Below are 26,271 nucleotides of genomic sequence, written 5' to 3'. Positions count from 1 at the left end.
ACAGAAAAAAGGGCAAGACCGTATGGGAACGGCCTGCCCTGACTGGAGATGCGCGGTCATGAAAATGACCTTAAGTGATCCCTAACATGAAATGATGCATTGCGGTAGAGCGATTCTCGGCAAAAGACGATCTTCACGCGATGGTGTTCGGAACTCTATGGGGCGCCAGGCATTTACGCGCGGCTGCATCACGGGATCGGGTTGGTATATGAAGCTCATTGCAATTTTCAATCGTGACGGCGGCACCTTTCGCACCACGGATATGGATGCCTATTGCGACCACGTCCGCGAGGTCTTTTCAAACGCCGGCCACGCGATCGATTGCCGCGTCGTTTCCGGCAAGGAAATCGTCGAGGAAATGCAATATGCCGCCGAGGAGCCTGATATCGAAGGCATCATTGCCGGCGGCGGCGACGGCACCATTTCGGTGGCGGCCAGCATCGCCTGGAAACACGGCATCGCACTCGGCGTCGTGCCGGCAGGCACCATGAACCTGTTCGCCCGCTCGCTGAAGCTGCCGCTCGACATTCGCCTGGTGCTGGAGACGCTGGCGAATGGTGAGATCGCCAATGTCGATATCGCCAGCGCCAACGGCCGCCTCTTCGTCCACCAGTTTTCCGCGGGCCTGCATTCGCGCATGGTGCGCTACCGCAACAATCTCGCCTTCGCCTCCCGCCTCGGCAAGATCAAGGCCAGCATCCGCGCCGCCATCAGCGTCATTCTCAATCCGCCGGTGTTCGAGGTGGAGTACACCGTCAACGGCACGATGCAGCACCGCAAGGTCTCGGCCATTTCCGTCTCCAACAACGAATTCGGCCAAAATTCACTTTTGGTGGCGGATAATGTGTCAGGCGGTCATCTCGGTTTTTACCTCACCGATCCGCTTTCTCCTTCAGGCGTCGCAAGGCTCGTTTTCGACATTCTACGCGGCAGGCTAAAGGAAAACGCCGCCGTGACGGCCACGACCGTGACGGATGTGGAACTGCATTTTCCGAAAAGGCGCCACGACCTGCGTTGTGTCATTGATGGCGAATTGCTGCCGATGGAACGCGACGTGGCGCTGAAAGTCCATGCCGGCGAATTGAAGGTGCTGGTGGGGCGAGGGTTCTTAGCGTAGCGCGCCGCTGCTGTCCCCCTGAAAAACGCCAGTCTTGCCAAATCGGAGCCGCCCGGCCATGTTCGGTTGGATGCGGCGGCGTGAGCGCCGTTGCTTTTGCGGGAGTGCGATCTGTCATGAATGAAGTCCCCACGGCGATATCCAATCTGGCCGCCATCGATGCCGCCCATCACCTTCACCCCTTTTCCGATATGGGCAAGCTGAACGCCGCCGGCACCCGCATCATCGAACGGGCGGAAGGGGTTTTCATCTATGACAGCACCGGCAAGAAATATCTCGACGCCTTTGCCGGCTTGTGGTGCGTGAATATCGGTTACGGACGTCGCGAGATCGCCGATGTCGTGCAGCGCCAGATGAACGAGCTGCCCTATTACAACGCTTTTTTCGGCACCACGACCCCGCCCGCGACGCTTCTGGCGCAGAAGATCGCGTCCCGTGCCGGGCCGAAGATGAACCATGTGTTCTTCACCAATTCCGGTTCGGAAGCCACGGACACCTGGTTCCGCATGGCGCGGGTCTACTGGAAGGCGCTCGGCCATCCCGCAAAGATCAAGGTGATCGCAAGGCGCAACGGCTATCACGGCTCGACCGTGGCCGGCGCTTCGCTCGGCGGCATGAAATGGATGCACGAGCAGGGCAATCTGCCGATCGAGGGTATCGCCCATATCGGCCAGCCCTATTGGTACGCCGAGGGCGGCGATCTCTCACCGGCTGAATTTGGTCTCAAGGTCGCCCGCGAACTTGACGCGAAGATCGACGAACTTGGCGAGGAGAATGTCGCCGCTTTCGTGGCGGAACCCATTCAGGGGGCAGGCGGCGTCATCGTGCCACCTGAGACCTACTGGCCGGAAATCGCCCGCATCTGCAAGGCGCGTAATATCCTGCTCGTGTCCGACGAGGTGATCTGCGGTTTCGGCCGTCTCGGCTCATGGTTCGGCTATCAACATTTCGGCGTAGAGCCGGATTTCGCGCCCGTCGCCAAGGGCCTGTCATCCGGTTATCTGCCGATCGGCGGCGTCATCGTTTCCGATCGGGTGGCGGAGGTGATGTTGTCCGAAGTCGGTGATTTCAACCACGGTTTCACCTATTCCGGCCACCCCGTCTGCGCTGCTGCCGCCCTTGAAAACCTCCGAATCATCGAGGATGAGGGGCTGGTGGAGCGGGTGCGCGACGATATCGGCCCTTATTTTTCTGAAGGGTGGAACAGCCTGACCGATCACGAACTGGTGGGCGAGGCGGTGAACGTCGGTCTCATGGGGGGCCTGCAACTGGCGGCGGACAAGGCGACCCGCCGGCGTTTTGCCAAGCCTGATGACATCGGCACCGCCGTGCGCAACCACTGCCTGGCAAACGGCCTCGTGATGCGCGCCACGGGCGACCGTATGCTCGCCTCGCCGGCACTGACGATCAGCCGCTCAGAGGTGGACCAGATCATCGAGACATTGCGCAAGGGGCTCGACCACCTGCGCGATACGCAAGAGCATTTCTAGAAAAGTGGACCCGGTTTTCCGTCCGGAAATGTGACAAAATACTCTAAGGGAGGAGTGATATGGCAGGACAGGAACATCATTACGCCGTTCAGGTGAAGTGGACGGGCAATCGTGGCAAGGGGACTTCCGGCTACCGCGACTATGAGCGCGATCACGTCGTTTCGGCGGAAGGAAAAGCCGATATCGCCGGCTCATCCGACCCCGCCTTCCGCGGCGATCCCTCCCGCTGGAACCCGGAAGACCTGCTGGTTGCCTCGCTCTCGGCCTGCCACAAGCTCTGGTACCTGCATTTCTGCTCGGTCAACGGCATCATCGTCGAAGACTACACCGACAATGCCGAAGGCACGCTGGCGATGGAAAAGGACGGGGCGGGCCATTTCAGCGAAGTGGTGCTGAAACCCGTCATCACCATTTCGAAAGGCGATCCTGCCAGGGCGGATGAATTGCACCACGACGCTCACGAGAAATGTTTCATCGCACGGTCGGTGAATTTTCCCGTGCGTGTGGAGGGTACGGTGAAGGTGGTTTAGGTGGGGCCAACCTTTCATCGCGAGCTGCTGAAAGGCTTACTTCACACTCGATGTCATGCTCGGGCCTGCCCACCGCTGTCCGGTTAGATTTCTGGACAAGGTCCATGGCATTCAGACGTGTCGCGACGCGCCGGAAACGAACGAAGCGTGGCATCGTCAGATGGAATGATGAATCGCGCCAAACACTCTGCCGTCATCCTCGGGCCTGTCCCGAGGATCTGCAACGGATCGACTTTGTTGACGTGTTTAGATCCTTGGGACAAGCCCAAGGATGACGCTGAAAAAATGCGCACTCTTTGCGATTAACTTCAATGCAATGCAGCGTGTTCCGAAAATAAGCCGGGCAGCAAAGGGGGGGAACCGGAAGATGACGGCTTACGTCTATCTTCAACTGCTAGGCTTTATCCGTGCTCCAGCTATCGCGGATTTCCTCGAGATTGCCTTCCCAGCCAATGCCCCGCAGTTCCTCAAGCGCGCGTCGCTGCCGGTGTATCCGGACAAAGTCTCTCAAGGCTTTTTCAACCGCCGCTTCGGCGTTGGATAGCCCGGTAATTTCCATGACCTCCGCGATCAACTCGTCATCAAGGTCGATAGTGACATGCATTTCAACGCCTCAAGGTGTTTGAGACAACATAGAACCTTGAGGGCGAAGATGCGCGATCTTACTGGAACGCCGTCTCGTAGAAGCTTCTGAGCTTGCGCGAATGCAGGGTTTCCGTCGGCATGGCGGCCAGCTTCTGTACGGCGCGGATGCCGATCTGTAGATGCTGGGCGACCTGCGTGCGGTAGAACTCCGTGGCCATGCCGGGCAGTTTCAGTTCGCCATGCAGCGGTTTGTCGGAAACGCAGAGCAGGGTGCCGTAGGGTACGCGGAAGCGGAAGCCGTTGGCGGCGATGGTGGCCGATTCCATGTCGAGCGCGATGGCGCGTGACTGCGACAGGCGCTTGACGGGACCCGCCTGATCGCGAAGCTCCCAGTTGCGGTTGTCGATGGTGGCGACTGTGCCGGTGCGCATGATGCGCTTCAGCTCGAAACCCTCGTAACCGGTGACTTCCGCGACCGCACCTTCCAGCGCCAGCTGCACTTCGGCCAGAGCCGGGATCGGCACCCAGACCGGCAGATCGTCGTCCAGAACGTGGTCTTCGCGCACATAGGCATGCGCCAGAACATAATCGCCCAGCCGCTGGCTGTTGCGCAGGCCGGCGCAATGGCCAACCATCAACCAGGCATGCGGGCGCAGCACGGCGATGTGGTCGGTGATCGTCTTGGCGTTGGAAGGGCCGACGCCGATATTGACGAGCGTGATGCCGGCATGGCCCTTTTTCTTCAGGTGATAGGCGGGCATCTGCGGCAGACGGGCGAGAACGGCGTCCGTTTCCGGCTTGTCGGAGCCGGCGGGGGTGATGATGTTGCCCGGCTCCACGAAGGATGTGTAACCCTCGCCGCCATTCTTCATCAACTGCCGCGCCCATGCGGCGAATTCGTCGATATAGAACTGGTAGTTGGTGAACAGCACGAAATTCTGAAAATGGCTGGCGCTCGTCGCCGTATAGTGACTGAGGCGGGCGAGCGAATAATCGATGCGCTGCGCGGTGAAGGGCGCCAGCGGCGCGGGTTCGCCCGGCACCTGATCATATTCGCCATTGGCGATGAGATCGTCGGTGTTGTTAAGGTCGGGCGTATCGAAAAGATCGCGCAGCGGCACGTCGGAAAGCGAGGATGCCGCCGCCGCCTCGACATAAGCACCTTCGCCAAAGGCGAAATGCAAGGGAATGGGCGTGGCCGATTCAGCAACCGTCACCGGAACGCCGTGGTTCTTGATCAGAAGCCCCAGCTGCTCTTTCAGGTAATGGCGGAAAAGCTCCGGCCGGGTGATCGTCGTCGTATAGACGCCGGGGGCGGAGACATGGCCATAGGAAAGGCGCGAATCGACATGGCCGAAGGTGGCGGTCTCGAGGCTGACCTGCGGATAGCAGGCGCGGTAACGACCGGTGATCGGTGCGCCCTTGGCAAGTTCAGTGAAGGAATTGATGAGGAACGCCGTATTGCGTTCGTAAAGCGCGGTCAAAGCCTCGACTGCTTCTTTCGGGTCCGTGAATGTCTGCGGCGCGAAAGGCTCGGGGCTGATGAAGGCAAAGGGCGGAATCGTTCGTTTTGCTATTGTCATGGCCCATTATAAGAGGCCTATTTCGACAGGCAAGCGACAGAAATACGAAGAAACTGAAAAGAAACGGAAAAAGCGACGGGGCGGCGAAATCTCAGCCAAGCGCGCCGCGTTGCAGGCTCATCAAAAGCACGAAACCGGCGCCTTTCGATGCGGTGCGGGGATCGGCCTTGTAGACAGCAAGTCCCGCCACCGGGCCGAGAAAGATCGAGGCCATCAACACCAGTCTCAGTGCGGAAAACAGGCCGTTGGAAAAGTTGCGGGTCATTGGTCGATCCTCAAAGCGCGACGGGGCAATTGGCGCTGGTCGTCGGGCTATGCTGGCAGGCAATGGCCGCACCGGCATTCACCCGCTGAAAGCTGCGGTTGGGATTAACGACGAGCGAGGCGAAGGACATGGCGAAGATCGCCATGAGAAACGCGAAGATTGCCAGCCGGCTGATCAACTTTGTCATGTCCATTCCCCTTTATTGGAGTTCATGGACAGAGTTTTGCCACACTCGGACTGAACGGACCCTGAGACCCCGGTTCATATGGTGTTCAGGGAGATTAACGGGATCGTTGCGGCAGAAATTGAAACTTTCGACGGCGCGAGGAGCGCGGACGCCCGCCTTTCGCATCATATAGGAGATGCTGCGGCGCGCTCGGCAAGTTCAATGACAAGCCTCTCGAGCGCTGTGGGTTTCGCAACATCGACAAGTTGCATACCGTGTTGCCGCGCCGATGCCAGCATTTCGGTATTTTCACGCAGCGACCGCTCGATGAAGGCGTCCATGATCCGGCGCTGGTGGGCCGCCGCATCTTCGTATCGTGCCTCCGAGCGCATTCTCTCAAGAAGAAAATCATTCTCGGCATGCAAGAAGACACCGGCGGTGGTGTCTTCCAAAAGCGGCGCTATGAGTTCCGGCCGCAGAGCAGCGCCCTCGAAAACGGTGAGCTTGCCGGTGCCGGATCGGCTGTCGATCCGCGCGCGGATAAGCGGCCAGATGTTCTGGTGATGGACCTTCAGAAACCAATGGATCGTGTCTGCCGACAGCTGCCTGTAATACTCCTCCACAGGCGCCGGTATGCCGGGCCAGGGCCGTCCCGGATGGCGTGCGAGACCGTCGGTCGATATCGCCTCGCAACCAAGCTTTGCGCTCAACAGAGCGGCAAGGGTGCTTTTACCGACATGCGAGGTGCCCGAAATCAGGATTGTCGAAAGGGTGGGGCGCATGCGTCGCTCTCGATGGTGTTCGGCTGGCCGCAACGATACATCAACGGATACATGTGTTCCACACGGCATGCGCTTGCGAGGGCGGACAAGCGGTCAAAGGCCTGTCCGCCGCGCCTATCTTATAGCCGTGTCCAGGTCTGCGATTTGCACAGGATCTTCAGCACGCAGCCCTTCATGCTGAGCGAGTTGCCGGAAACGGTGCCGGAGCCGCTATAGGTCTTGTCGTTGGCGGGATCGGTGATATCGCCGGCATAGCTGTTTCCCTTGCCGGAAAGCTTGCCGATCTGTTTTCCGGCATGTTTGCCGGTCTTCAGCGTCACGCAAAAGGCCGTGCCGCAGGGGCCGATTACGGCTGTCTCGCCGCTTGCCGTCTTCCAGTTGCCTTCAATCGGCTCGGCGGCAAAAGCAAGGTTGCCGCCCAGCATGAGGGCGGCGGCAATCATCATCACACGCTTCATAAAAACTCCTCCCGTCCATGTCGCGCTGTTCTTTGCCCGTTTCATCCTCCTCACGGGCAGGCGGATACTATTTGACGTTCACGTAAAAGGAAATAGAAAATTGCGGCTACGAGCCCGCATTTGAGCGGGTTGCGAGAGTGCAGGAACGGGAAATTCGAAAATCGTTGTTTGGATCGTGGTGAATGAAGGGTTGAAATCCAATTCTAAAGTTTTCGTAAAATTCGCTCCAAAGTCCTTAATTTCCGCACCTTGTGATATTTAACAAAAACCCAATTTTACCAATCGTTTGCAGTTTGTTTGCCTCACATTAATCATGCCTTTTAAGCGCCCGTTGAAAGCCTCATGGCATATTGGGCTCATCAAAAGCGCAGGGAAAACCTGCCGGCCGGAAGAACAAAAAAGCCGCAAAAGACGGCAGTTCCAAAGGTTAGCCTCGGCAGAAGGCACTTGATGAAACAGGCGAGAAGACAGGGATTAAAACAATGGCACGCTTTGAAATTCGCGATATCGAAATGGCAGTTGCCGGTAGCGAAACCCGCGCCGACACCCTTTGCAATCTCGGCCTGGTCTATGCGACCGGCCGGGGATGCGAGGTGGATCTGGTCGCGGCTCACAAATGGCTCAACATCGCCGCGATCCGTGGATCGGAAAGAGCCGCCTCGCTGCGCGCCGATCTCGCCCGCAACATGACCAAGGCTGAACTGGCCGAAGCGCTGCGTGCCGCACGCGACTGGATGACGATGCACTAAAGCACCGCATCCGCGATAGAATTTCCGGTCCGGTTCCCTCCAGTCCCGAAGACCGGTGCAAACGAAAGTAAACCCGAAGGGGAATGCGGCGAGGGTTTCTGAAAAGAAGCTTTTGCGCTGACACATCAAACCGCGACCGGCAGGAACAAGGCCGGCGCGGTTTTCTTATGTTTGGCGATATCGGTTGCTGGAAAACGATTCGCGAACAGTGGTTTGCGGGAGGGCGTTGAATCATCTTTACAGCACCCGACGTTCAGCTTGAACTGATGCCACAGACTCATCGGAGTACTGTTGTTCTCCGTCATGCCGGACCTGATCCGGCATCCAGCCACGGCGCGTCTACGCCGTGAAAGAGTCTTTCGTGATCAAGGACTTGATCACGCTGGATTCCGGTTCGAGGCCGGAATGACGGAACGGGAGGTACTAAACTTCACCCAAGCGCCTTGATGACCTTCGGCAGAGCCTGCTCGAAAAGATCGAGCTTGTCCTCCGGTCCCACACTCACGCGAACACAGCGGTTGAGCGGGGCAATGCCCGGCATGCGGATGAACACGCCATGGTCCATCAATCCGTCGACGATGGCGCGGGCATAGGTGCCGTCGCGATGGCAATCGATGGTGACGAAGTTGGTGGCGGAGGGCAGGGGTGAGAAGCCGTTGTCGCGGGCGATTGCGGAAATACGCTCGCGCGCGTCTGAAATTTTCCCGACGACCTCATGCAGATAGGCCTGATCCCTAAGTGCGGCCAAGGCGCCGGCGACCGAAATGCGCGCCATGCCGAAATGATTGCGGATCTTGTCGAAGGCTTCGACATTGCCAAGCGTGCCGATGGCATAACCCACGCGGGCGCCGGCAAGCCCGTAGGCTTTCGAGAAGGTGCGCATGCGCAGGATGTTCGGCTGGCCGACGAGCGCATCGATGACTGGCACGGCGCTGGCGGGCGCGGTTTCGCAATAGGCCTCGTCCAGAATGAGCAGGCAGGTTTCCGGCAGCGCGCGGGCAAAAGCCACGACCTCGCTTGCCTCCCACCAGCTTCCCATCGGGTTGTCTGGATTGGCGAAATAAACGAGCGGCGCATTTTCCCGGATAACCAGATCGAGAAGCCCGTCGAGATCCTCGTGATCGTCGACATAGGGCGTGGTCACGAGTTTTCCGCCAAAACCGTTCACATGGTAATTGAAGGTGGGATAACCGCCGAGCGACGTGACCACCGGCGTACCCGGCTCGACGATCAACCTTGCGATTTCGCCCAGCAACCCGTCCACACCGCAGCCGATGGCAATATTGTCGCGCGAGACGCCATGGTGGATGGCGAGCGCTTCCTTCAGCTCGAAATTCTCCGGATCGCTATACATCCATGTCTCGGCCGCCGCATCCCGCATGGCCAGAAGCACGGAGGGGGCGGGGCCGAAGCCGCTTTCATTGGCGCCTATCCGCGCTTGCACCTTCAGGCCACGGTTGCGCTCGATGGCTTCCGGGCCGACGAAAGGAACGGTTGAAGGAAGAGAGACGGCAAGCGGCGTAAGGCGTGAAAAGGATGACATTGTTGAATCCGATATGCAGTTGGGAAGGCTCGTTCTGACAAAGCGCAGTTTGCCACAATGAGTCAGATTTCCAACGGTTTGGAAACCCCCTCATGCCGGAATTTGCGCTCCTGTTGTAATGACGCTTGGTAGAAAATCGAGATGCCCGGCCGGAAGCCGCTGGGGCGAGACGATCGACTGCCATTATATTGTGCCCCACGCGCAAAAGCTTGTTGCAATTAATTCCTAATTGCAGAATATGGATGGAATAGTGAGTATAGTTATATTCTGCAAATAATTCTTAATTGCAATAATGCGCGCAAGGTCGGTGGTTTTCACGACAACAGCCGCTGCAAAAAATGGAAAGAAAGTCTCAAATGGAGAAAAAGGCACCGACGCGGCCTGCGAGCGAACTGGTCAGTCGTAGAGGATTACTCGCCGGGGGGCTGGTCGCTGCGGGCGGAGGTGCGCTTCTGGCAACGAACGCCTCCGGCCAGACCGCGCATTCAGACCACGGGGCAAAGCCGGCCGCCGCTCCGGGCGATAGCGCCACTATATCCCACGGCGCGCATGGATCGATGATGACGGTCGGCGAGGTTAACTCCGAAACCAACGGCTTCGATCCCCACGAGATGCTGACGGATTGGGAGACCGGCACGGTGGAGCGCACCGCTGACGGGCGCACCCTTCGCACTTTCGAGATTACCGCCGAGGACAAGGACATCGAGATCGCTCCCGGCGTCATGTTTCCGGCCTGGACCTATAATGGCCGCGTACCGGGGCCGGCGCTGCGCGCCAAGGAAGGCGACCGTATCCGGGTAAACTTCAAGAATTACGGTTCCCACCCGCATTCCCTGCATTTCCACGGCATCCATTCGGCGCGGATGGACGGCATTCCCGGCACGCCGGGCATGGTCGATCCGGGCGGCGAATTCACCTACGAATTCGACGCCAAGCCTTTCGGCTGCCACCTGTATCATTGCCACAACGTGCCGCTGCGCCGGCACATGCACAAGGGCATGTATGGCGCCTTCATCATCGATCCCGATCCGGACCGGCATCCCGAACACGCCGATGTCGCGCGCTCGCGCCTGCTCGGCACACCGGAAAACGCGGGCTGGCAGGAAATGGTGATGGTATCGAACGCCTTCGACACCAATTTCGACGAGGACAACGAGTTCTACGCCGTTAACACCGTCGCGCATGCCTTCGCCAAAAAGCCGATCAAAATTCTCCGCTCGAAGCCGGTGCGCATCTATCTCGTCAACGTGCTGGAGTTCGATCCGATCAACTCGTTCCACCTGCATGCGAATTTCTTCAACTACTTCAATCAGGGCACGACGTTGACGCCGACATTGCAGACTGTCGACCTCATTACCCAGTGCCAGGCGGAACGCGGCATTCTGGAATTCACCTTCGCCGAGCACGAACCCGGGCTCTATATGTTCCACCCCCACCAGACCGAATTCACCGAACTCGGCTGGATGGGCATGTTCGACGTCGTGGAGAAGCTGTCATGAATGTCATGGAAACGAAAACAACCGCACCCGCCCGTTCCGGCATTACCCTGGTCTGGATCGCCCTGCCGCTTCTGGTGCTCGCCGCCGCCATCGCCTGGATTTTCGTCGCCGATCCGCTCGGACGGCTCGACAACGGCGCGCCGCCCGTCGAGAACCTGACCTTCGAGCGTACGATCCTCAACGACAAGGGCCTGCAATTGCTGGTTCGGGCCGGTGGTTCGGAACCGATGACGATCGCCCAGGTGCAGGTGGATGCCGCCTACTGGACATTCACCCAATCACCTCCGGGCGAAATTCCAAGGGGTTCGTCCGCCTGGCTCAATGTCGATTTTCCGTGGAATCTCGCCGATGCCCACGCCGTTCGCGTCGTGACCAATTCCGGCACCAGTTTCGATCATAAAATCGCCGTGGCGGTGCCGACCCCCACCGCGACATCGGGGCAACTCTGGACCCAGACGCTGATCGGCATCATCGTCGGGGTCATGCCGGTCGCGATCGGCCTGATGTTCTATCCTGCCCTGCGCAATGTCGGCCAGGGCGGCATGAATTTCCTTCTGGCGCTGACGATCGGCCTGCTGCTCTATCTTCTCGTCGATATGACGGAAGAGGCGTTGGAAATCGCCGGTGAGACGGCCGCGCTTTTCCAGGGTCGGGTTGTGGTCGTGCTCGGCGCTTTTGCGGCCTTCCTGGTCCTGATGGCGGTCGGCCGCCGGCATGGCACGCCCACCGGGCTGGCGCTCGCCACCTATATCGCGCTCGGCATCGGCCTGCACAATTTCGGCGAAGGGCTGGCGATCGGCGCGGCCTTTGCGGCAGGCTCTGCGGGGCTGGGCGCTTTCCTCGTGCTGGGCTTTGCGATCCACAACGTCACCGAAGGCATCGGCATTGCCGCGCCGATTCTCAAAAAGCGGCCGTCATTGTGGGTCTTCGCCGGACTGACCCTGCTGGCCGGCGGCCCGGCTGTGTTCGGCATGTGGCTCGGCAGCCTCGCTTATGCGCCGCATTGGACAGCCTTCGCGCTTGCCATCGGGGCGGGAGCCATCCTGCAGGTTATCGTCGAGGTCGCAGCCTATATGGCCCGCACCAACGGCCGGGACGTTGCTTCGCTGTCGTTGTCTCCAGCCGTCCTTAGCGGCCTCGCGGCAGGCGTATTGTTCATGTACGTCACGGCGGCGGTCGTGAAGATATGATAACGGCCGCCCTGACTTTCGACCTCCGGCTACGATTGCAGTCAGTCGAAAGAGCAGGGCGGCAGATCCAAACGTCTGGACTGTCATAAGGCGTTGTGGCGGCCTCCCGCCACTGCGCAGCCGCATTCTCTGAGCTGGATTTCGTAGGCGTCAGACGCTGGTCTCGAAGCTCAGCCGGCGCACATGGTGCAGGAACTCCGCATCGATCAGCATGTTAAAGCCGATGGTGACCTTTTCTTCCTCCCGGCGGATCAGCGTGCAGCCGATCTCGTCGCGGATGCCGAGAATTTCCAGATAGAAATTGACGGGCATCTCCAGATGCGGGCTGACCTCAAGCTCCGCGCCATAAAGGGAGATGGTTCGCACGAGGCAGCGCATGGTGTCCTTCGCGCTGAGATGATGCCCGATGAAGGTGATCTTGCCGGGCCGGTCGATCTGAAATTTCTCATACTGCTCGCCCTCAGGGACGCTTTGATGGGGATTCATATGTAAAGCCATGACAACCTCCCGGATTGCCTTTTCCTAGTGCCGATTTTAACGCCGCTTCCTTGCCGATGGGTGAAGGAAATCCGCGCAATTGTCTGTTGTCCGTCTCGACATGGGCCAGATCGCCTTTCGCAAGCCGATGTTTCCCTTCAGGGAAATGCGCTCGGCTCCGTCCGGTTGCAGGGGTGTCGCAGTCTGTGCTGATAATGTGTCATGCTTGCACCGGGCTGGCGTCGCTGCGCGGTTGACGCGGGCCGTACTTGGCGTTACGCCTGATCCTGCAATATGGCTTCGCGAGGTGCGGCAGGATCGGCCGCTTGGCGATTGTTCTGGGAGTGGACTGTGACGGGAAGGCTGGTAATCGTCGGGGCGGGGCAGGCCGCTTTCGCGCTGGCGGCAAAGCTCAGGGCGCTGAAGGACGAACGCGCCATCACCATCATCGGCTCCGAGGACGCCTATCCCTATCAGCGGCCGCCGCTCTCGAAAAAATACCTTCTCGGCGAGATGACATTCGACCGGCTGATGTTCCGGCCGGAGGAATGGTACGCGGAAAACAATGTCGATATCCGGCTCTCCACCTGGGTTGAGGAGATCGACCGCGCCGCCAAATCCGTGCGCATGCAGGATGGCAGCACCCTTTCCTACGACAAGCTGGTGCTGGCGACCGGGGCAGCGCCCCGCCTTCTGCCCGCCAGCATTGGCGGCGATCTCGAAGGGGTTTTGACCGTTCGCGACAAGCGCGATGCCGACCTGCTGATCGAGGAGATGAAACCCGGCCGCAGGCTGCTGGTGATCGGCGGCGGTTATATCGGCCTGGAAGCGGCCGCCGTCGCCCGCAAGCTCGGTCTCGAGGTCACGCTCATCGAAATGGCTGACCGCATTCTCCAGCGCGTCGCGGCGAAGGAAACCGCCGATATCATGCGCGATATCCATCAGGCGCACGGCGTCTCCATCCGCGAAAAGACCGGCCTCGTGCGGCTTGTCGGCATGGAAGGCCGGGTGGCCGCCGCCGAGCTTTCGGACGGTTCGGTGCTCAATATCGATTTTGCCATCGTCGGCATTGGCGTAACCCCGAACGACCGCCTTGCCCGCGAATCGGGCCTCGATGTCGGCAATGGCATCGTGGTGGATGGCTATACCCGCAGTTCCGACAAGGACATTCATGCGGTGGGCGATTGCGCGCTGCTGCCGTGGCGGGGCGAACATGTGCGCCTCGAATCGGTGCAGAACGCGGTCGATCAGGCCGAGGCCGCCGCTCTGGTTCTCGCTGGCGCCGATGTCGCCTATGACGCCAAGCCATGGTTCTGGTCGGATCAATACGAGGTGAAGCTGCAGATCGCCGGTTTCAATCTCGGTTACGACGAGACGGTTCTTAGATCCGGCCCGCGCGAAGGCAGCTGGTCGGTCTGGTATTTCCGCGACGGGCGCTTCGTGGCCGTCGACGCCGTCAACGACGCCAAGGCCTATGTTGCCGGCAAGAAGCTGCTCGATACCGGCGCCGAGCCGGATCGCGCCATCCTGGCGGACCTGTCCGCCGATCTGAAATTACTGCTCTCCTGAGGAAAACATGCCCGCTCCCGAAAACCGTTTCAAAACCGCCATTCACGCGGGTAAGCCGCAAATTGGCCTCTGGCTGGATATGGGCGAGGCCATCACGGCGGAAATCGCCGGAACGGCCGGGTTCGACTGGCTGGTGATAGATGGCGAGCACGGGCCGAACGATCTGCGCAGCATCATCGACCAGTTGCGGGCGCTTGCCACCTCACCGGCGGAACCGGTGGTGCGCGTGCCTGTCGGCGAAAGCTGGATGATCAAGCAACTGCTGGACGCGGGCGCGCGCACGCTTCTGGTGCCGATGGTCGATTCGGCTGATCAGGCTGAAGGTTTGGTCAGCGCAATGCATTATCCGCCACGCGGCATTCGTGGCATGGGGGCGGCCGTTGCCCGCGCGTCAGCCTTCAACACCATCTCGGATTATGCGGAAAGCGCCTCCGACAGCGTGTGTCTGCTGGTGCAGGCCGAAACGCGGGCCGCAATCGACGATCTCGACAATATCCTGGCGGTGGAGGGCGTGGATGGCGTCTTTATCGGCCCGGCCGATCTGGCGGCGGATATGGGCTATCTCGGCAGGCTGGATGAGCCGGAAGTGCAGGCGGTGATCGAAGCCGCTATCGTCAAGATCGTCGCAGCCGGCAAGGCCGCCGGTATCCTGACCTTCAACGAGACCTTCAATCGCCGTTATCTGGAACTCGGCGCGTCTTTCGTTGCGGTCGGCGCGGATGTGACGGAGTTCGCCAACACGCTGCGTTCTCTCTCCGCCCGCTACAAGGGTGGGGCAGCGCCCGCACCGGCGAAATCCGGCTATTAAACTCAATCGTCGTTGCTGGCGTTCAGCTTTTCCGGCGGAATGCCTTCTTCGCCGGAGGCGAGATAACCCGTATTTATAAGGGCGGCGCGGATGATGCGCTGGATGGCCTCATCCCTGTCGATGCCGTGATCTCTCGCAAAATCCGACAATGCCTCTTCAAGATCGTCACTGAACAGCATTCCGCCCCCCGTTTTCGTGTCCTTGAAATCAATGCGAACAGGCAAGGCGGAATGCGTCCCGCCTTGCCTGGATACGGTCTTTATAAGCGGCGATCAACGCCAGCGATAAAGGCTGCTATTCGAGGAGCTTTGCTGCGAACCGGAGCCGATCGCATAACCGATCGCGAAACCGAGTGCGCCGACGATCGTCAGCAGCGAGGTTGCGGTGCCTGGGTTTTCCTTGACCGCCTCCACGACATTCTGGCCCTGGGCGCGGACATTATGCGCTGCCTTGCGAACGCGGCCACGCGCCTCATCCAGAAATTCCGACGCATCCTCACCGACACCCTCCGCGCGGGCGGAAACGGATTTGGAGAGAGACGAAATTTGCGAGCGCAACTCGGCAATCTGGTTTTCGATCGAATCTTCGACAACATTCAGTTTTGTCTGAGCCATTAGAACACCTCTTTTGTTACCGAAGCGAGAACGTGCCGGCAGACAAGAAGTTCCCGAATGGCCCCGCAAAGTTTCGCCGGACGATCTTCGACCAACAGGTTTTTCGGCTTCTTTTCGAAAAAGCCTTGCATTCATTTTTTTTACGCAATAATCAGGCCGCACCGGAGAGGTGGCCGAGTGGTCGAAGGCGCTCCCCTGCTAAGGGAGTATACGTCAAAAGCGTATCGTGGGTTCGAATCCCATCCTCTCCGCCATCCCTTGTCGATACCGGATATCGCCCAGAACGGCACTTCATCAAATTCAGCCAAACGGTTTGACGAACGTCCTTTTAACATCCCCGTCGCGGATGTTTACGACGAACCCCCGTTCTCCAGAAGAATCCTTGTCAGCGCTTCGGGAGCAATCCTCGGGATGTCATGCGCACAATCAAGCTGATGGGTGTTCCAATTTGGGTCGTGCCTGAGCCGTTGGTAAAGATCATCGAATGGACTTCCCTCCCAGCGCGCGGCAACGAAGGTCTTGCGGGGAACGCCCCGCCATCAAACGCGATGCGCCATCGCCCCATATAATCACCTCACCAAATCACCGGGCCTTCATTGTTCCGCGCAATGTCTTGCGACGGCATAGCGGACGCTAATCGGCGCGCCGGATGACGTGTCGGAGCCCGCCAGCCGAATCGTTGATCGATGAATCGGCGGCGAGTCGCAGGTGTTTCACCATGCGCAGCGTTGGATAATGCCAAGGACAGGGCCGGAAGGAGGCGAAAGTTCCGGCTATCCCAGCCCTGCGGGGCAAGGGATCACCGAAAAGGCCGATAGTTTAGAAAGACCTTGTTAACCGCGCTAACTAACGGATTCTCAAGCAATTTCTTAACGTAAGGTAAAGCTGTCCCCGGGTTGGGTGCACGCTGTGTGTTGTTTCCGCAACAAACCGAAATGAAGCATATACGCAAATGCTCTTAATCGGGGTTTGGCGATTGCATGCGGTGAAACCTTTTGTATTTTCACGACCAGAAGCGAGGCGGTGGATCGTTTGGCTTCTAAGAACACGGGAATGGGGCAGGGAATGCTGTCCTTCGGCAAAAAAAGTACCCAAACCCACTTAAAAACTTTGACTGGAGGTCAATCATGAACATCAAGAGCCTTCTCATCGGCTCCGCTGCGGCTCTCGCAGCAGTATCCGGCGCTCACGCTGCCGACGCTATCGTCGCTGCTGAGCCTGAGCCCCTGGAATACGTTCGCGTTTGCGACGCTTTCGGCACCGGCTTCTTCTACATCCCCGGCACCGAAACCTGCCTGAAGTTCGACGGTTACATCCGTTTCCAGACCGACTTCGGCCGTAACAAGTCCGGCACGTCTGACTGGGATTCGTTCACACGCGCTCAGTTCAACATCGACACCCGCACCGACACCGAACTCGGCGCTCTGCGTGGCTACATCGGCTTCCGCGGCCAGGCTGACAACGACAGCAACCGTGGCGTTGTTGTCGACCAGGCGTTCATCGAACTCGGCGGCCTCAAGGTCGGTTACTACTACAACTGGTGGGATGATGGTCTCTCCGGCGAAGTCGATAGCCTTTCTTCGAACGCTACCCGTCTGAACGCCATCCGTTACACCTACGACGCTGGCTCCTTCTACGCTGGTGTTGCTGTTGAAGAACTGGAAGGCCTGCGTTCGGGCTCCAACATCTCCAACGACATCGTTAAGGGCGGTTCGTTCGAAAACCCGAACAACGTTGGTATCTCCGCTATCGTTGGCGCCAAGTTCGGTGCTGTAAGCGCGAACGTTCTCGGCGGCTACGACACCGATCAGGAAGAAGGCGCAATCCGCGCTATCGTAACGGCTGACATCGGCCCCGGCACCCTCGGCCTCTCTGGCGTTTGGGCTTCTGGCGCGAACAGCTACTACGAAGAGTCCGAGTGGACCGTTGCTGCTGAATACGCCATCAAGGCAACTGACAAGCTGACCATCACCCCCGGCTTCCAGTACTTCAACACCATCGACCTCGGCGCCAACAACGACTGGGTTGGCGATCGCGATGCATGGCGCGCTGGTGTAGCTGTTGGCTACAAGATCACCCAGGGCCTCTCCACGCTCGTTTCGGTTAACTACCAGGACGTAGACGGCACCGAAGGTGTTGACTCCGGCGCTGGCGACAGCTGGGTTGGTTTCGTTCGCCTTCAGCGCACGTTCTAATCTGATCTGACATTGTCAGTGATGGAAAGCCCGGCTCTCGAGCCGGGCTTTTTTGTTTGAATGCATGTTAACCCAAGCCGGGCTACCTAAATGTCGATCGCCGTGGTGTTTGGACGCTCCGGCGACTTCGCTTCATAAAATAAAATGGACGATTCGCATCGATGCTGATTCGCTCGGCATTCAAGCATTTGCAGCCTATCGAACGGGGAGGCTGGGAGGGCTTACGTTCTCGACTGATTCTCACTCCCGAATAGAAGTCCTGATTTCCATCAATGGAAGCGCGTTTTTGACGATTTTCCGTGGTTCGACGATGTCAAAATTCTGGCGATTGATGAGCTTCGCTCCGGCGGTGTTCCCGCAATTTCTGTTAAGTCGCTGAAAATCATGAATTATTAACGATTTGTTAGGAAAGGCGGTCCGTCGGTTAGAATTGTAGCTATTTCGCAACAATGCAAAACTAAGGACACCTTACTGTCTTCCTTTCGTCATGATTACGATTGCCTGTCCGGCCGGTTTTGGCTCTAATCATCTCCATAAGCGGCACGCATTTACTTGTGTATCCCACCCGTCGCTTAGAAAATTAGCGTTTGACTGGAGGTCAACCATGAACATCAAGAGCCTTTTGATCGGCTCCGCTGCCGCTCTCGCAGCAGTATCCGGCGCTCACGCTGCCGACGCTATCGTCGCTGCTGAGCCTGAGCCCCTGGAATACGTTCGCGTTTGCGACGCTTTCGGCACCGGCTTCTTCTACATCCCCGGCACCGAAACCTGCCTGAAGTTCGGCGGTTACATCCGTTTCCAGACCGACTTCGGTCGTAACCAGTCTGGCACGTCTGACTGGGATTCGTTCACGCGCGCTCAGTTTGAAATTGACACCCGCACCGACACCGAACTCGGCGCTCTGCGCGGTTTCATCGGTCTGCGCGGTCAGGCTGACAACGACAGCAACCGTGGCGTCAATGTCGACCAGGCATTCATCGAACTCGGCGGCCTGAAGGTCGGTTACATGTACACCTGGTGGGATGACGATCTCTCCGGCGAAACCGATATCCTGTCTTCGAACTCGACCCGTTCGAACGCTCTGCGTTACACCTACGATGCCGGTTCCTTCTATGCAGGCATTTCGGTTGAAGAACTGGAAACCGCACTTGACACCGTTTCGAACCTCGGCATTGCCAAGGGTGGCTTCATCGAAGGCCCGAACAACGTTGGCGTAAGCGGTATCATCGGTGCCAAGTTTGGCGCAGTTAGCGCAAACCTGCTCGGCAGCTATGACACAGACCAGGAAAACGGTGCAATCCGTGCAATCCTCACGGCTGACGTCGGTCCGGGCACATTTGGCCTCTCCGGCGCATGGGCTTCCGGTGCAAACTCTTACTACGAAGAGTCTGAGTGGACGGTTGCTGCTGAATACGCCATCAAGGCAACTGACAAGCTGACGATCACCCCCGGCGCACAGTACTTCGGTACGGTTGACATCGGTGCTGACAACGACTTCGTTGGTGACCGCGATGCATGGCGCGCTGGCGTAACGCTGGACTACCAGATCACGCAGGGCCTCGCTACCAAGGTTGCTGTTAACTACCAGGACGTTGACGGCACCGAAGGTGTTGACACCGGTGCTGGCGACCAGTGGACCGGTTTCGTTCGCCTTCAGCGCACGTTCTAATCTGATCTGACATTGTCAGTGATGGAAAGCCCGGCTCTCGAGCCGGGCTTTTTGTTTGAACATCTTCAAAAAAAAGCCTAAACGCCTGTCGGCAGCAGACCGAAAAACAAAAAAAAGCACCGGGCCAGCCGGTGCTTCGATGTTCCTGGAGCGATCAGCCGATGATCTGGCTGTTACCCCGCCCGTCCGTGGCGCAGGTCGTCGACGATATCGGCGTTTTGCCCGAGGCGGGTCTTGTAGACCTGATAATTCTCCATCACCCGCTGCACGTAGTTGCGCGTTTCGGGGAAGGGGATGCGCTCGATCCAGTCCACTACTTCGTCGATAGGTTTGCCGCGCGGATCGCCATAACGGGTGATCCATTCCGGCACGCGCTTCGGCCCGGCATTATAGGCGATGAAGGTGAGGATATAGGAGCCGCCGAAACTGTCGATCTGCTCGCCGAGATAATGGGCGCCGAGCGTGGCGTTATATCCGGCATCGCTGGTCAGCATCGCTGGCGTGTAAGGCAGGCCGTGGCGTCCGGCCACGCCCTTGGCGGTTCCCGGCAGCAATTGCAGCAGCCCGCGGGCATTGGCGGCGGAGACGGCGGCCGGGTTGAAGGCGCTTTCCTGCCGGGCGATGGCATAGGCGAGCGCCTTGCCGGAACCGGCAATATTGGCGCTGGCGGGAATGACGCCGAGCGGATAGGCGAGGGCTGCCGCATCGATGCCACGGCTGAAGGCCGTCTTGCCGATTTGCAGCGAGACCTGATGGTTGCCGTTGCTCTCCGCCCGCGCCGAGAGAATTGCGAGTTCGCCGGGGCTGTCGAGCTGTTCCGCCAATGACCGGTAAAGGCTGTCGGCCCGCCAGCCATAACCGGCCGCTTCCAGCCGGTCGATGGCGCGCACCGCTTCGCGGCCGATAAAACGTTCGCGATCGGTGCCGCTCGGGCTGGGATAGGTGACGTTCAGCGTCTTTGCGCCGATCCGTGCGGCGGCAAGCTGGCCGTAAAAGGTACCGGGATGGGCGGCGGCCCTGGTGAAGAAATCGCGGGCATCGCCCGGTCCACCCGCTTCCGCCGCCCGCCCGAGCCAATAATAGGCGCGCGAGGCCGAAAGCGGCCGGTTCGAGGTCTGCAAAAGCGTATTGAAATGACGCGAAGCCGTCGCGGGATCGCGTAGCGCCCGCAGCGCATACCAGCCGGCATGAAATTCCGCATCGGCAATATCGACGGCGGAGGTGGCCGAATGATTGGCGACGATGCGATAGGCTTCGGAAAAATCGCCGAGATCGGCAAGGCCGCGTGCGATGATGCGCCGCTCATTCCACCATTCGCCGGGATTGACGAGCTTTGCCGCTTCCTTCGGGGCCTGCTTCAGAAGTGCTGCGGCTTCGGGATATTTCTGCTGGTTGCGGAAATTCTCGATGCGGGCGAAGAGAAAGGTGGGGTCGCCGCGCCAGTTGGCGTCGACCTTGCCCAAAAGGGCCGTGGCATTGCCCGATCGCTGCAACACGGCGGCCCAGGCATTGTAGAGCGACTGCGCCTTGCCCAGATCGCCGAAACGCTTCGCCTGGCCGATGCGGCTGCGATACATCAGGTAATCCATGCGCGCCTTGTGATCGGCGGGCGTCAGATAGGTGGGGAACTCGGCAAGAACACGGTCTTCCATGTCCTTGTCCATGCCTTCGCTGACCCAGAGCTGGCGGATGAGGCTTTGTGATTCGGCAACCTTGCCGGAAGAAGCGAGAGCCCTTGCCAGCACCACGCTGCCCTCGGCGGTTTCCGGCCGGCCGCTGGCGAAGGCGGCCAGCACCTGGGGTGCCGGCGGATCTTCACGGTAAAGCGCTTTTTCGGAATTGGCCCGTAGCGTTGCCGCACCCGGCCAGCCGGTCAGCTCGCGCTCAGCTGCGGCGATCTCGGCGGAAGGCACATCCTTCTGGCCGGAAACGGCAATCGCCCAGGACAGAATATGCCGGTCGAGGCTTCCCGACGGCATGGCGTTGCGAAGAGTGATGGCTCGAGCCGCGTCGCGACCTGAAAGGGCGTCCAGTCCGGCTTTGAGCTGGCCGGCGTCATCGGGACGGCTGAGGCGCGGTATTGCGCCCGTGATTTCGGGCGAGGCGGGCATGAAGGCCGGAACGGCAGGCGCATCCGGCTTCACATAGGGAAGCGGCACGACGCCTTCCGGCGCCGGCTGTGCCAATGCGCTCCAAACGCTTGCGGTAAGACCCGCCGCTATCAAACCCAGAACTGTGTTCTTCATACCGCTCTTCATGACCAGACGGAAACAATCGACCCTGTTGTATTGTCGTTTCATTGCAGCGGGATTGTGAAATTCGCCTCAAGGCGTTTCGCTTGATATCCCGCTCTGGAATCTACGGAATTTGTGCTTAACGAAATCTTACTTTCCGCCGCGCGACCCAATCAACTTTTATTCACCGGTCCGCGAGCGGAGCGGAATGCCGCCGCGTGGTTTTTGGCCCGCCGCGTGAGGCTCCCCGACTGTCACACTTCCGACAATTTCGGACAAAATAGGCTGCCTTTGCGCTTGTCGGCGCAAGGGGCTGGCACTAATGTGTGCCGGTTTTAACCATCGAATGCGGCCGAAGCGTGAACCGGCTCGGCAGCCAGGAGCTTTGCATGTTCAAGGGATCAATTCCCGCCCTCATTACCCCGTTCACGGACAATGGCGCCGTGGACGAACAGGCGTTTGCCGCCCATGTGGAATGGCAGATCGCCGAAGGCAGCAACGGTCTTGTGCCCGTGGGCACGACGGGGGAGTCTCCAACCCTCTCCCATGACGAGCACAAACGTGTCGTCGAGCTGTGCATCGAGGTAGCGGCGAAACGGGTTCCTGTCATCGCGGGCGCTGGCTCCAACAATACCGATGAGGCGATCGAGCTTGCCCTACACGCGCAGGATGCCGGTGCGGATGCGCTGCTGGTGGTCACACCTTATTACAACAGGCCGACGCAGAAGGGGCTTTTCGCCCATTTTTCCGCGGTTGCCGAAGCGGTGAAACTGCCGATCGTCATCTACAATATCCCGCCGCGCTCGGTGGTGGACATGTCGCCGGAAACCATGGGCGCGCTGGTCAAGGCGCATAAGAACATCGTCGGCGTCAAGGATGCGACGGGCAAGCTCGACCGCGTTTCCGAACAGCGCATTTCCTGCGGCAAGGATTTCATCCAGCTGTCAGGTGAGGATGGCACTGCGCTCGGCTTCAACGCCCATGGCGGCGTCGGCTGCATTTCCGTCAGCGCCAATGTCGCGCCGCGCCTCTGTGCCGAATTCCAGGCGGCGATGCTTGCGGGCGACTATGCCAAGGCGCTGGAGTACCAGGATCGCCTGATGCCGCTGCACAGGGCCATCTTCATGGAGCCGGGTGTCTGCGGCACAAAGTATGCGCTGTCGAAAACGCGTGGCGGCAACCGCAAGGTTCGCTCGCCGTTGATGAGCACGCTGGAACCGGCGACGGAAGCGGCGATCGACGCGGCGCTGAAGCATGCCGGCCTGACCAACTAAGGGAAGCGGCAAACATTTTAAGGCGCGCGGAACGGCTTTGCGAAACGAAGCCGTTCCGCGCGCCTTTCCTTTTTGCCGTGACGATACTAAATAGAGGTCTGAAAACCGTCCTTGGTGGATAAGCCACAGGCGCAATAAGAAAAATCAGGGATTGAAATATCATGGCCCCCAGAGGCAGCCAGCGCGTTGTAAACAAGATCGTTGCGGAAAATCGCAAGGCCCGTTTCAACTACGAAATCATGGATACCTATGAGGCAGGCATTGTGCTGACCGGCACCGAGGTCAAGTCGCTGCGTGAAGGCAAGGCGAACATTGCCGAGTCCTATGCATCGGACGAGGGTGAGGAAATCTGGCTCATCAATTCCCACTTGCCGGAATATCTGCAGGCCAACCGGTTCAACCATGAGCCGCGCCGCCGTCGCAAGCTGCTTTTGAACAAGCGCGAGATCAACCGGCTGCGCGTCGGTATCAACCGCGAGGGCATGACGCTGGTGCCGCTCAAGATCTATTTCAACGAAAAAGGCCGTGCGAAGCTGGAACTGGCGCTGGCCAAGGGCAAGAAGCTGCACGACAAGCGCGAGACGGAAAAAGAACGCGACTGGAACAGGCAGAAATCGCGGCTGCTGAAGGGGAACAACGCCTAAAGCCTACTCCCTCATTCCTGTGCTTGTCACAGGAATCCAGCAGCCGCGCGTCTGCGCGGCGAGAGAGTTCTTTTCAGCCCAAGGACTTGGGCTGGCTGGATCCCGGCTCAAGGCCGGGATGACGGGCGTGTGTTTCCGCCAGTGGCGACCCCTTACGCCGCCCGATAAGTCCGCTCCACATAAGACGTCGATGCCGAAACGCTGAATCTGCTGACAAGTGCGGCAAGATTGGCGCTGACGTCGCTGAGATTATGCGTGGCCGCATTGGTTTCTTCCACCATGGCGGCGTTCTTCTGGGTCAGATTGTCCATGCTGTTGATGGCGGCGCTGATTTCCTGAATGCCGATGGACTGTTCCTGCGCCGCCTTGGTCAGCGAGGCGATATGGTCCTGAATATGATCCACCTTGTTGCCGATCGTATTTAAGGATTCGCCGGTTTTGTTGACCAGTGTGACGCCCTTCATCACATCCTCGGAGGATTTGGTGATGAGGGTCTTGATTTCCTTGGCGGCATTGGCCGAACGCTGCGCAAGCTCGCGCACTTCCTGTGCGACGACGGCAAAACCCTTGCCCGCTTCGCCGGCGCGCGCGGCTTCCACGCCGGCATTCAGCGCCAGAAGATTGGTCTGGAACGAAATCTCGTCGATGACGGAAATGATCTGGGTAATCTTCTGCGATGATTCCTCGATGGCGCCCATCGCTTTCACCGCTTCCGTCACCACATCCCGCGACCGCGCCGCCTCGACAGCCGAGCTTTCGACGATGGCCTTGGCCTCTTCGGAGCGCTGCGCCGAGAGTTTGGAAATGGTGGTGATTTCCTCCACGGCGGCGGCGGTTTGCTCAAGGGCGGCCGCCTGCTGCTCCGTCCTGCGCGCCATGTCGTCGGTTGCCGATGTCAGTTCGCGCGTATTGCCGGAAATCTTGTCGGCTTCCTCGACGATCTGCGAAAACGCACTCGAGAGATTACCGACCGCAGCGTTGAAATTGGCGATCAGCCCTTCGAATTGCGGTGCGGTCTTTTCCTTGATGCTGGAGGTGAGGTCGCCATTCGCCAGCTTGTTGAGGGCGTTGTTGAGCAATTCGAGAACCTGCTCCTGCTCTTTCTTCATCTGCGCCTGCTGTTCCTCGACCTTCAGCCGCTCGGCGGCAAGCACGTCGAGGTAAACAGAAATTGAATAGTCCATGTCGAGAAGGGCGGCCTTGATGGTCACCGTCAGGGCGTCCTTCAGCTTCCGGGCCTTCTTTTCCATGAAAAGGCCCTTCAGCTCCGAATCGATGACAGCCTTGACGATGCCATCAAGCATCAGCGCATAACCGCCAATATACCATCTCGGCTCCAGACCCAGTCTTGCATGGGTACGGCCGATCGCTGTCACGGCGTCGGTATAGTCCTCGTTGAAGGTGCCTGAGGTGATTCTCGTCCAGTGTTTCAGCTGCATGCCCTTGGCGTGCTGGATATGGGCGTCGTTCGTGAAGAACTTTGCCGTCTCGGGCACCGTGCGAACCTTCGCATAAAAACGATCGAGGGAGGCGTCGAGAGAACCGGTGATGACACCCTTGATGTCGGAAAGTTTTTGCCGTTGCTCGTGGCCAAGCCCCAGAAAATTCAGTCTTTCGTCGAGTTGTCGATTGGTTTTCACTTGGCCATGCATGTCTGAACATCCTGATTTGACACCGAAAATCACATCGTTGGTGTCGTTGGGTGATTTAGACACGTCTAAAATTAACCAAGATATAATTTTGACCGGCCGAATTTGACGCTTGCTAATTTCAAGGGGAATTTTTCCGGCTGCGACACAGGGTCATGACGCCCAAACGAAAACGCGCCCGTCTTTTCAGACGGACGCGTTCTCATTGTGTGAGCCTCGTAAAGACCGGATCAGATCGCTTCCGGGCTTTCGACGTGGCGGGCAGGGCGCTCGTTCGGGTCACGCCCGATTTCGGCCTTCAAGGTCATGAGATCAATGAAGTGATCGGCCTGCCTGCGCAGATCGTCGGCAATCATTGCGGGCTGCGTTGCCATGGTGGAAACCACGGAAACCTTGCGGCCCTTGCGCTGAATGGCGTCCACCAGCTTGGTGAAATCGCCGTCGCCGGAAAACAGAACCAGATGATCGACGGTCTCGGACTGTTCCATGGCATCGACAGCGAGTTCGATATCCATGTTGCCCTTGATCTTGCGGCGGCCGAGCGCGTCGGTGAATTCCTTCGCCGGCTTCGTCACGACCTTGTAGCCGTTATAATCCAGCCAGTCGATCAAAGGACGGATCGAGGAATATTCCTGATCCTCGATCAAGGCGGTGTAATAATAGGCGCGCAGCAGGTATCCGCGCTTCTGAAACGCCTTTAGAAGCTTGCGATAGTCAATATCGAACCCTAGGCTTTTAGATGCTGCATAAAGATTGGCTCCGTCTATAAAGAGCGCAATTTTCTCCCGTGGATCGAACATTCCATCCCATTCCTTTTTTGGAAAGGCCATTGCCTGGCTTTTATTTCCGGTCGAAAGCGAAAAAATATGTCGTATTCAACGAGTTTCGCGCATCGCCGTTGCGTTTTAAGTAAGCTACCTTCCCGCGTATTCCAAGACAAATCTGCTAGACATTTTGTTCCCGAGCCGCCAAACTTGGCGAATAAGGTGCCAAAAGACGCCAAACACAGGAAAAACTTGAATTCCGCGGCCAATGGCTGTATCGGAAGCCGGACAGCACCGTCGCGAGAGATCATTAGTGTTTTTCGCAAATCACGAGGCGCAGATTCAATAGGTTAGAGTGGCCCTTGTGCATCCGCAAGAACGCACGGCGCTTTGATCGGCGACATCACGACCCATAAA

At 58.8% G+C, this 26,271-nt stretch carries 26 protein-coding genes and 1 tRNA gene; 13 read left to right on the top strand and 14 right to left on the bottom strand.

Features of this window, described 5'->3' with window-relative positions:
• Positions 1-208 precede the first annotated feature (208 nt).
• The 3 genes from RS75_RS02615 (at position 209) to RS75_RS02605 (ending at position 3,137) form a co-directional block, all read left to right on the top strand.
• A complete protein-coding gene (locus tag RS75_RS02615) occupies positions 209-1,117 on the top strand; it encodes a diacylglycerol/lipid kinase family protein (protein ID WP_045017320.1) in 909 nt (302 codons plus the stop codon).
• A 116-nt stretch (positions 1,118-1,233) separates the two neighbouring features.
• Positions 1,234-2,607 carry an aspartate aminotransferase family protein gene (locus RS75_RS02610; protein WP_045017069.1) on the top strand — a complete coding sequence of 458 codons (1,374 nt, stop codon included), beginning with the start codon at positions 1,234-1,236 and terminating at the stop codon, positions 2,605-2,607.
• 59 nt (positions 2,608-2,666) lie between these two features.
• Positions 2,667-3,137, top strand: coding sequence for an OsmC family protein (locus RS75_RS02605; RefSeq protein WP_045017068.1), 471 nt, complete (start codon positions 2,667-2,669; stop codon positions 3,135-3,137).
• A gap of 394 nt (positions 3,138-3,531) precedes the next feature.
• Here RS75_RS02605 and RS75_RS02600 read toward each other — a convergent pair whose 3' ends face one another.
• From RS75_RS02600 to RS75_RS02580, 6 genes are all read right to left on the bottom strand, one after another.
• The gene (locus RS75_RS02600; protein WP_407691499.1) at positions 3,532-3,696 is read right to left on the bottom strand and encodes a type II toxin-antitoxin system VapB family antitoxin; all 165 of its coding nucleotides are present in this window, start codon (positions 3,694-3,696) and stop codon (positions 3,532-3,534) included.
• A gap of 103 nt (positions 3,697-3,799) precedes the next feature.
• On the bottom strand, positions 3,800-5,305 hold the full coding sequence (amn, locus tag RS75_RS02595; protein ID WP_045017059.1) for an AMP nucleosidase: 1,506 nt from the start codon (positions 5,303-5,305) through the stop codon (positions 3,800-3,802).
• A 91-nt stretch (positions 5,306-5,396) separates the two neighbouring features.
• Positions 5,397-5,570, bottom strand: a complete 174-nt coding sequence (locus RS75_RS26830; RefSeq protein WP_167341579.1) for a hypothetical protein — start codon at positions 5,568-5,570, stop codon at positions 5,397-5,399.
• A 10-nt stretch (positions 5,571-5,580) separates the two neighbouring features.
• Entirely contained in the window at positions 5,581-5,763 is a 183-nt protein-coding gene (locus tag RS75_RS26730) for a hypothetical protein (RefSeq protein WP_045017057.1), read from the bottom strand.
• A gap of 158 nt (positions 5,764-5,921) precedes the next feature.
• Positions 5,922-6,518 (bottom strand): P-loop NTPase family protein, encoded by a 597-nt coding sequence (locus RS75_RS02585; protein WP_045017055.1) that lies wholly within the window; start codon positions 6,516-6,518, stop codon positions 5,922-5,924.
• A gap of 119 nt (positions 6,519-6,637) precedes the next feature.
• Entirely contained in the window at positions 6,638-6,976 is a 339-nt protein-coding gene (locus RS75_RS02580) for a DUF2147 domain-containing protein (RefSeq protein ID WP_045017054.1), read from the bottom strand.
• Between the two features lie 482 nt (positions 6,977-7,458).
• On the opposite strand from RS75_RS02580, the gene RS75_RS02575 reads away from it, so the two are divergent.
• The gene (locus RS75_RS02575) at positions 7,459-7,725 is read left to right on the top strand and encodes a sel1 repeat family protein (protein WP_045017053.1); all 267 of its coding nucleotides are present in this window, start codon (positions 7,459-7,461) and stop codon (positions 7,723-7,725) included.
• Positions 7,726-7,850: 125 nt separating this feature from the next.
• Here RS75_RS02575 and RS75_RS26135 read toward each other — a convergent pair whose 3' ends face one another.
• Together RS75_RS26135 and RS75_RS02570 are read right to left on the bottom strand one after the other, a co-directional pair.
• Entirely contained in the window at positions 7,851-8,030 is a 180-nt protein-coding gene (locus RS75_RS26135; RefSeq protein WP_152643101.1) for a hypothetical protein, read from the bottom strand.
• A 125-nt stretch (positions 8,031-8,155) separates the two neighbouring features.
• Positions 8,156-9,268, bottom strand: coding sequence for a pyridoxal phosphate-dependent aminotransferase (locus RS75_RS02570; RefSeq protein ID WP_045017051.1), 1,113 nt, complete (start codon positions 9,266-9,268; stop codon positions 8,156-8,158).
• A 356-nt stretch (positions 9,269-9,624) separates the two neighbouring features.
• Here RS75_RS02570 and RS75_RS02565 point away from each other — a divergent pair, with 356 nt between their 5' ends.
• Positions 9,625-10,767 carry a multicopper oxidase domain-containing protein gene (locus RS75_RS02565; RefSeq protein ID WP_045017050.1) on the top strand — a complete coding sequence of 381 codons (1,143 nt, stop codon included), beginning with the start codon at positions 9,625-9,627 and terminating at the stop codon, positions 10,765-10,767.
• The gene (locus RS75_RS02560; RefSeq protein ID WP_084686351.1) at positions 10,764-11,957 is read left to right on the top strand and encodes a ZIP family metal transporter; all 1,194 of its coding nucleotides are present in this window, start codon (positions 10,764-10,766) and stop codon (positions 11,955-11,957) included. The genes RS75_RS02565 and RS75_RS02560 overlap by 4 nt, the downstream gene beginning before the upstream one ends.
• 150 nt (positions 11,958-12,107) lie before the next feature.
• Here the strand turns inward: RS75_RS02560 and RS75_RS02555 are convergent, their stop codons facing one another.
• A complete protein-coding gene (locus RS75_RS02555) occupies positions 12,108-12,455 on the bottom strand; it encodes a hypothetical protein (protein WP_045017048.1) in 348 nt (115 codons plus the stop codon).
• Positions 12,456-12,785: 330 nt separating this feature from the next.
• Between RS75_RS02555 and RS75_RS02550 the strand changes: the two genes are divergently transcribed.
• Positions 12,786-14,003: an NAD(P)/FAD-dependent oxidoreductase gene (locus RS75_RS02550; protein ID WP_045017047.1), complete on the top strand. Its 1,218-nt coding sequence runs from the start codon at positions 12,786-12,788 to the stop codon at positions 14,001-14,003.
• Between the two features lie 7 nt (positions 14,004-14,010).
• On the top strand, positions 14,011-14,811 hold the full coding sequence (locus RS75_RS02545; RefSeq protein WP_045017045.1) for an aldolase/citrate lyase family protein: 801 nt from the start codon (positions 14,011-14,013) through the stop codon (positions 14,809-14,811).
• Positions 14,812-14,813: 2 nt separating this feature from the next.
• Here RS75_RS02545 and RS75_RS26825 read toward each other — a convergent pair whose 3' ends face one another.
• Together RS75_RS26825 and RS75_RS02540 are read right to left on the bottom strand one after the other, a co-directional pair.
• Complete coding sequence (locus RS75_RS26825; protein WP_167341578.1) at positions 14,814-14,990, bottom strand: hypothetical protein; 177 nt, start codon at positions 14,988-14,990, stop codon at positions 14,814-14,816.
• Positions 14,991-15,083: 93 nt separating this feature from the next.
• The gene (locus RS75_RS02540; RefSeq protein WP_045017043.1) at positions 15,084-15,425 is read right to left on the bottom strand and encodes a hypothetical protein; all 342 of its coding nucleotides are present in this window, start codon (positions 15,423-15,425) and stop codon (positions 15,084-15,086) included.
• 163 nt (positions 15,426-15,588) lie between these two features.
• Between RS75_RS02540 and RS75_RS02535 the strand changes: the two genes are divergently transcribed.
• The 3 genes from RS75_RS02535 (at position 15,589) to RS75_RS02525 (ending at position 19,289) form a co-directional block, all read left to right on the top strand.
• A tRNA-Ser gene (locus tag RS75_RS02535) sits at positions 15,589-15,679 on the top strand.
• Between the two features lie 873 nt (positions 15,680-16,552).
• Positions 16,553-17,620: a porin gene (locus tag RS75_RS02530; RefSeq protein WP_045017042.1), complete on the top strand. Its 1,068-nt coding sequence runs from the start codon at positions 16,553-16,555 to the stop codon at positions 17,618-17,620.
• A gap of 604 nt (positions 17,621-18,224) precedes the next feature.
• Positions 18,225-19,289, top strand: a complete 1,065-nt coding sequence (locus tag RS75_RS02525) for a porin (protein WP_045017041.1) — start codon at positions 18,225-18,227, stop codon at positions 19,287-19,289.
• A gap of 173 nt (positions 19,290-19,462) precedes the next feature.
• Here the strand turns inward: RS75_RS02525 and RS75_RS02520 are convergent, their stop codons facing one another.
• Positions 19,463-21,535, bottom strand: coding sequence for a lytic transglycosylase domain-containing protein (locus RS75_RS02520; protein ID WP_045017039.1), 2,073 nt, complete (start codon positions 21,533-21,535; stop codon positions 19,463-19,465).
• Positions 21,536-21,912: 377 nt separating this feature from the next.
• Here RS75_RS02520 and dapA point away from each other — a divergent pair, with 377 nt between their 5' ends.
• Complete coding sequence (dapA, locus tag RS75_RS02515; RefSeq protein WP_045017315.1) at positions 21,913-22,797, top strand: 4-hydroxy-tetrahydrodipicolinate synthase; 885 nt, start codon at positions 21,913-21,915, stop codon at positions 22,795-22,797.
• A gap of 161 nt (positions 22,798-22,958) precedes the next feature.
• Entirely contained in the window at positions 22,959-23,441 is a 483-nt protein-coding gene (gene smpB, locus RS75_RS02510) for an SsrA-binding protein SmpB (protein WP_045017037.1), read from the top strand.
• A 152-nt stretch (positions 23,442-23,593) separates the two neighbouring features.
• Here the strand turns inward: smpB and RS75_RS02505 are convergent, their stop codons facing one another.
• A complete protein-coding gene (locus tag RS75_RS02505) occupies positions 23,594-25,093 on the bottom strand; it encodes a globin-coupled sensor protein (RefSeq protein ID WP_045017035.1) in 1,500 nt (499 codons plus the stop codon).
• Positions 25,094-25,320: 227 nt separating this feature from the next.
• Positions 25,321-25,890 carry a LabA-like NYN domain-containing protein gene (locus tag RS75_RS02500; RefSeq protein ID WP_045017313.1) on the bottom strand — a complete coding sequence of 190 codons (570 nt, stop codon included), beginning with the start codon at positions 25,888-25,890 and terminating at the stop codon, positions 25,321-25,323.
• Positions 25,891-26,271 lie beyond the last annotated feature (381 nt).

The organism is Rhizobium nepotum 39/7, assembly GCF_000949865.1.
GTDB classification, from domain to species: Bacteria; Pseudomonadota; Alphaproteobacteria; order Rhizobiales; family Rhizobiaceae; genus Agrobacterium; species Agrobacterium nepotum.
Note: the sequence above shows the minus strand (reverse complement) of the source record. Positions and strands in the feature narration are given on the sequence as shown.

Bases quoted from the DNA above. Each gene is read 5' to 3' on its own strand.
- RS75_RS02505 (WP_045017035.1), bottom strand. From the start codon at position 25,093: ATGCATGGCCAAGTGAAAACCAATCGACAACTCGACGAAAGACTGAAT.
- RS75_RS02580 (WP_045017054.1), bottom strand. From the start codon at position 6,976: ATGAAGCGTGTGATGATGATTGCCGCCGCCCTCATGCTGGGCGGCAAC.
- RS75_RS02540 (WP_045017043.1), bottom strand. From the start codon at position 15,425: ATGGCTCAGACAAAACTGAATGTTGTCGAAGATTCGATCGAAAACCAG.
- RS75_RS02500 (WP_045017313.1), bottom strand. From the start codon at position 25,890: ATGTTCGATCCACGGGAGAAAATTGCGCTCTTTATAGACGGAGCCAAT.
- RS75_RS02520 (WP_045017039.1), bottom strand. From the start codon at position 21,535: ATGAAGAACACAGTTCTGGGTTTGATAGCGGCGGGTCTTACCGCAAGC.
- RS75_RS02605 (WP_045017068.1), top strand. From the start codon at position 2,667: ATGGCAGGACAGGAACATCATTACGCCGTTCAGGTGAAGTGGACGGGC.
- RS75_RS02600 (WP_407691499.1), bottom strand. From the start codon at position 3,696: ATGGAAATTACCGGGCTATCCAACGCCGAAGCGGCGGTTGAAAAAGCC.
- amn (WP_045017059.1), bottom strand. From the start codon at position 5,305: ATGACAATAGCAAAACGAACGATTCCGCCCTTTGCCTTCATCAGCCCC.
- RS75_RS02575 (WP_045017053.1), top strand. From the start codon at position 7,459: ATGGCACGCTTTGAAATTCGCGATATCGAAATGGCAGTTGCCGGTAGC.
- RS75_RS02530 (WP_045017042.1), top strand. From the start codon at position 16,553: ATGAACATCAAGAGCCTTCTCATCGGCTCCGCTGCGGCTCTCGCAGCA.
- RS75_RS02585 (WP_045017055.1), bottom strand. From the start codon at position 6,518: ATGCGCCCCACCCTTTCGACAATCCTGATTTCGGGCACCTCGCATGTC.
- dapA (WP_045017315.1), top strand. From the start codon at position 21,913: ATGTTCAAGGGATCAATTCCCGCCCTCATTACCCCGTTCACGGACAAT.
- RS75_RS26830 (WP_167341579.1), bottom strand. From the start codon at position 5,570: ATGACCCGCAACTTTTCCAACGGCCTGTTTTCCGCACTGAGACTGGTG.
- RS75_RS02610 (WP_045017069.1), top strand. From the start codon at position 1,234: ATGAATGAAGTCCCCACGGCGATATCCAATCTGGCCGCCATCGATGCC.
- RS75_RS26135 (WP_152643101.1), bottom strand. From the start codon at position 8,030: ATGACGGAGAACAACAGTACTCCGATGAGTCTGTGGCATCAGTTCAAG.
- smpB (WP_045017037.1), top strand. From the start codon at position 22,959: ATGGCCCCCAGAGGCAGCCAGCGCGTTGTAAACAAGATCGTTGCGGAA.
- RS75_RS26825 (WP_167341578.1), bottom strand. From the start codon at position 14,990: ATGCTGTTCAGTGACGATCTTGAAGAGGCATTGTCGGATTTTGCGAGA.
- RS75_RS02615 (WP_045017320.1), top strand. From the start codon at position 209: ATGAAGCTCATTGCAATTTTCAATCGTGACGGCGGCACCTTTCGCACC.
- RS75_RS02555 (WP_045017048.1), bottom strand. From the start codon at position 12,455: ATGGCTTTACATATGAATCCCCATCAAAGCGTCCCTGAGGGCGAGCAG.
- RS75_RS02570 (WP_045017051.1), bottom strand. From the start codon at position 9,268: ATGTCATCCTTTTCACGCCTTACGCCGCTTGCCGTCTCTCTTCCTTCA.
- RS75_RS02565 (WP_045017050.1), top strand. From the start codon at position 9,625: ATGGAGAAAAAGGCACCGACGCGGCCTGCGAGCGAACTGGTCAGTCGT.
- RS75_RS26730 (WP_045017057.1), bottom strand. From the start codon at position 5,763: ATGGACATGACAAAGTTGATCAGCCGGCTGGCAATCTTCGCGTTTCTC.
- RS75_RS02560 (WP_084686351.1), top strand. From the start codon at position 10,764: ATGAATGTCATGGAAACGAAAACAACCGCACCCGCCCGTTCCGGCATT.
- RS75_RS02545 (WP_045017045.1), top strand. From the start codon at position 14,011: ATGCCCGCTCCCGAAAACCGTTTCAAAACCGCCATTCACGCGGGTAAG.
- RS75_RS02525 (WP_045017041.1), top strand. From the start codon at position 18,225: ATGAACATCAAGAGCCTTTTGATCGGCTCCGCTGCCGCTCTCGCAGCA.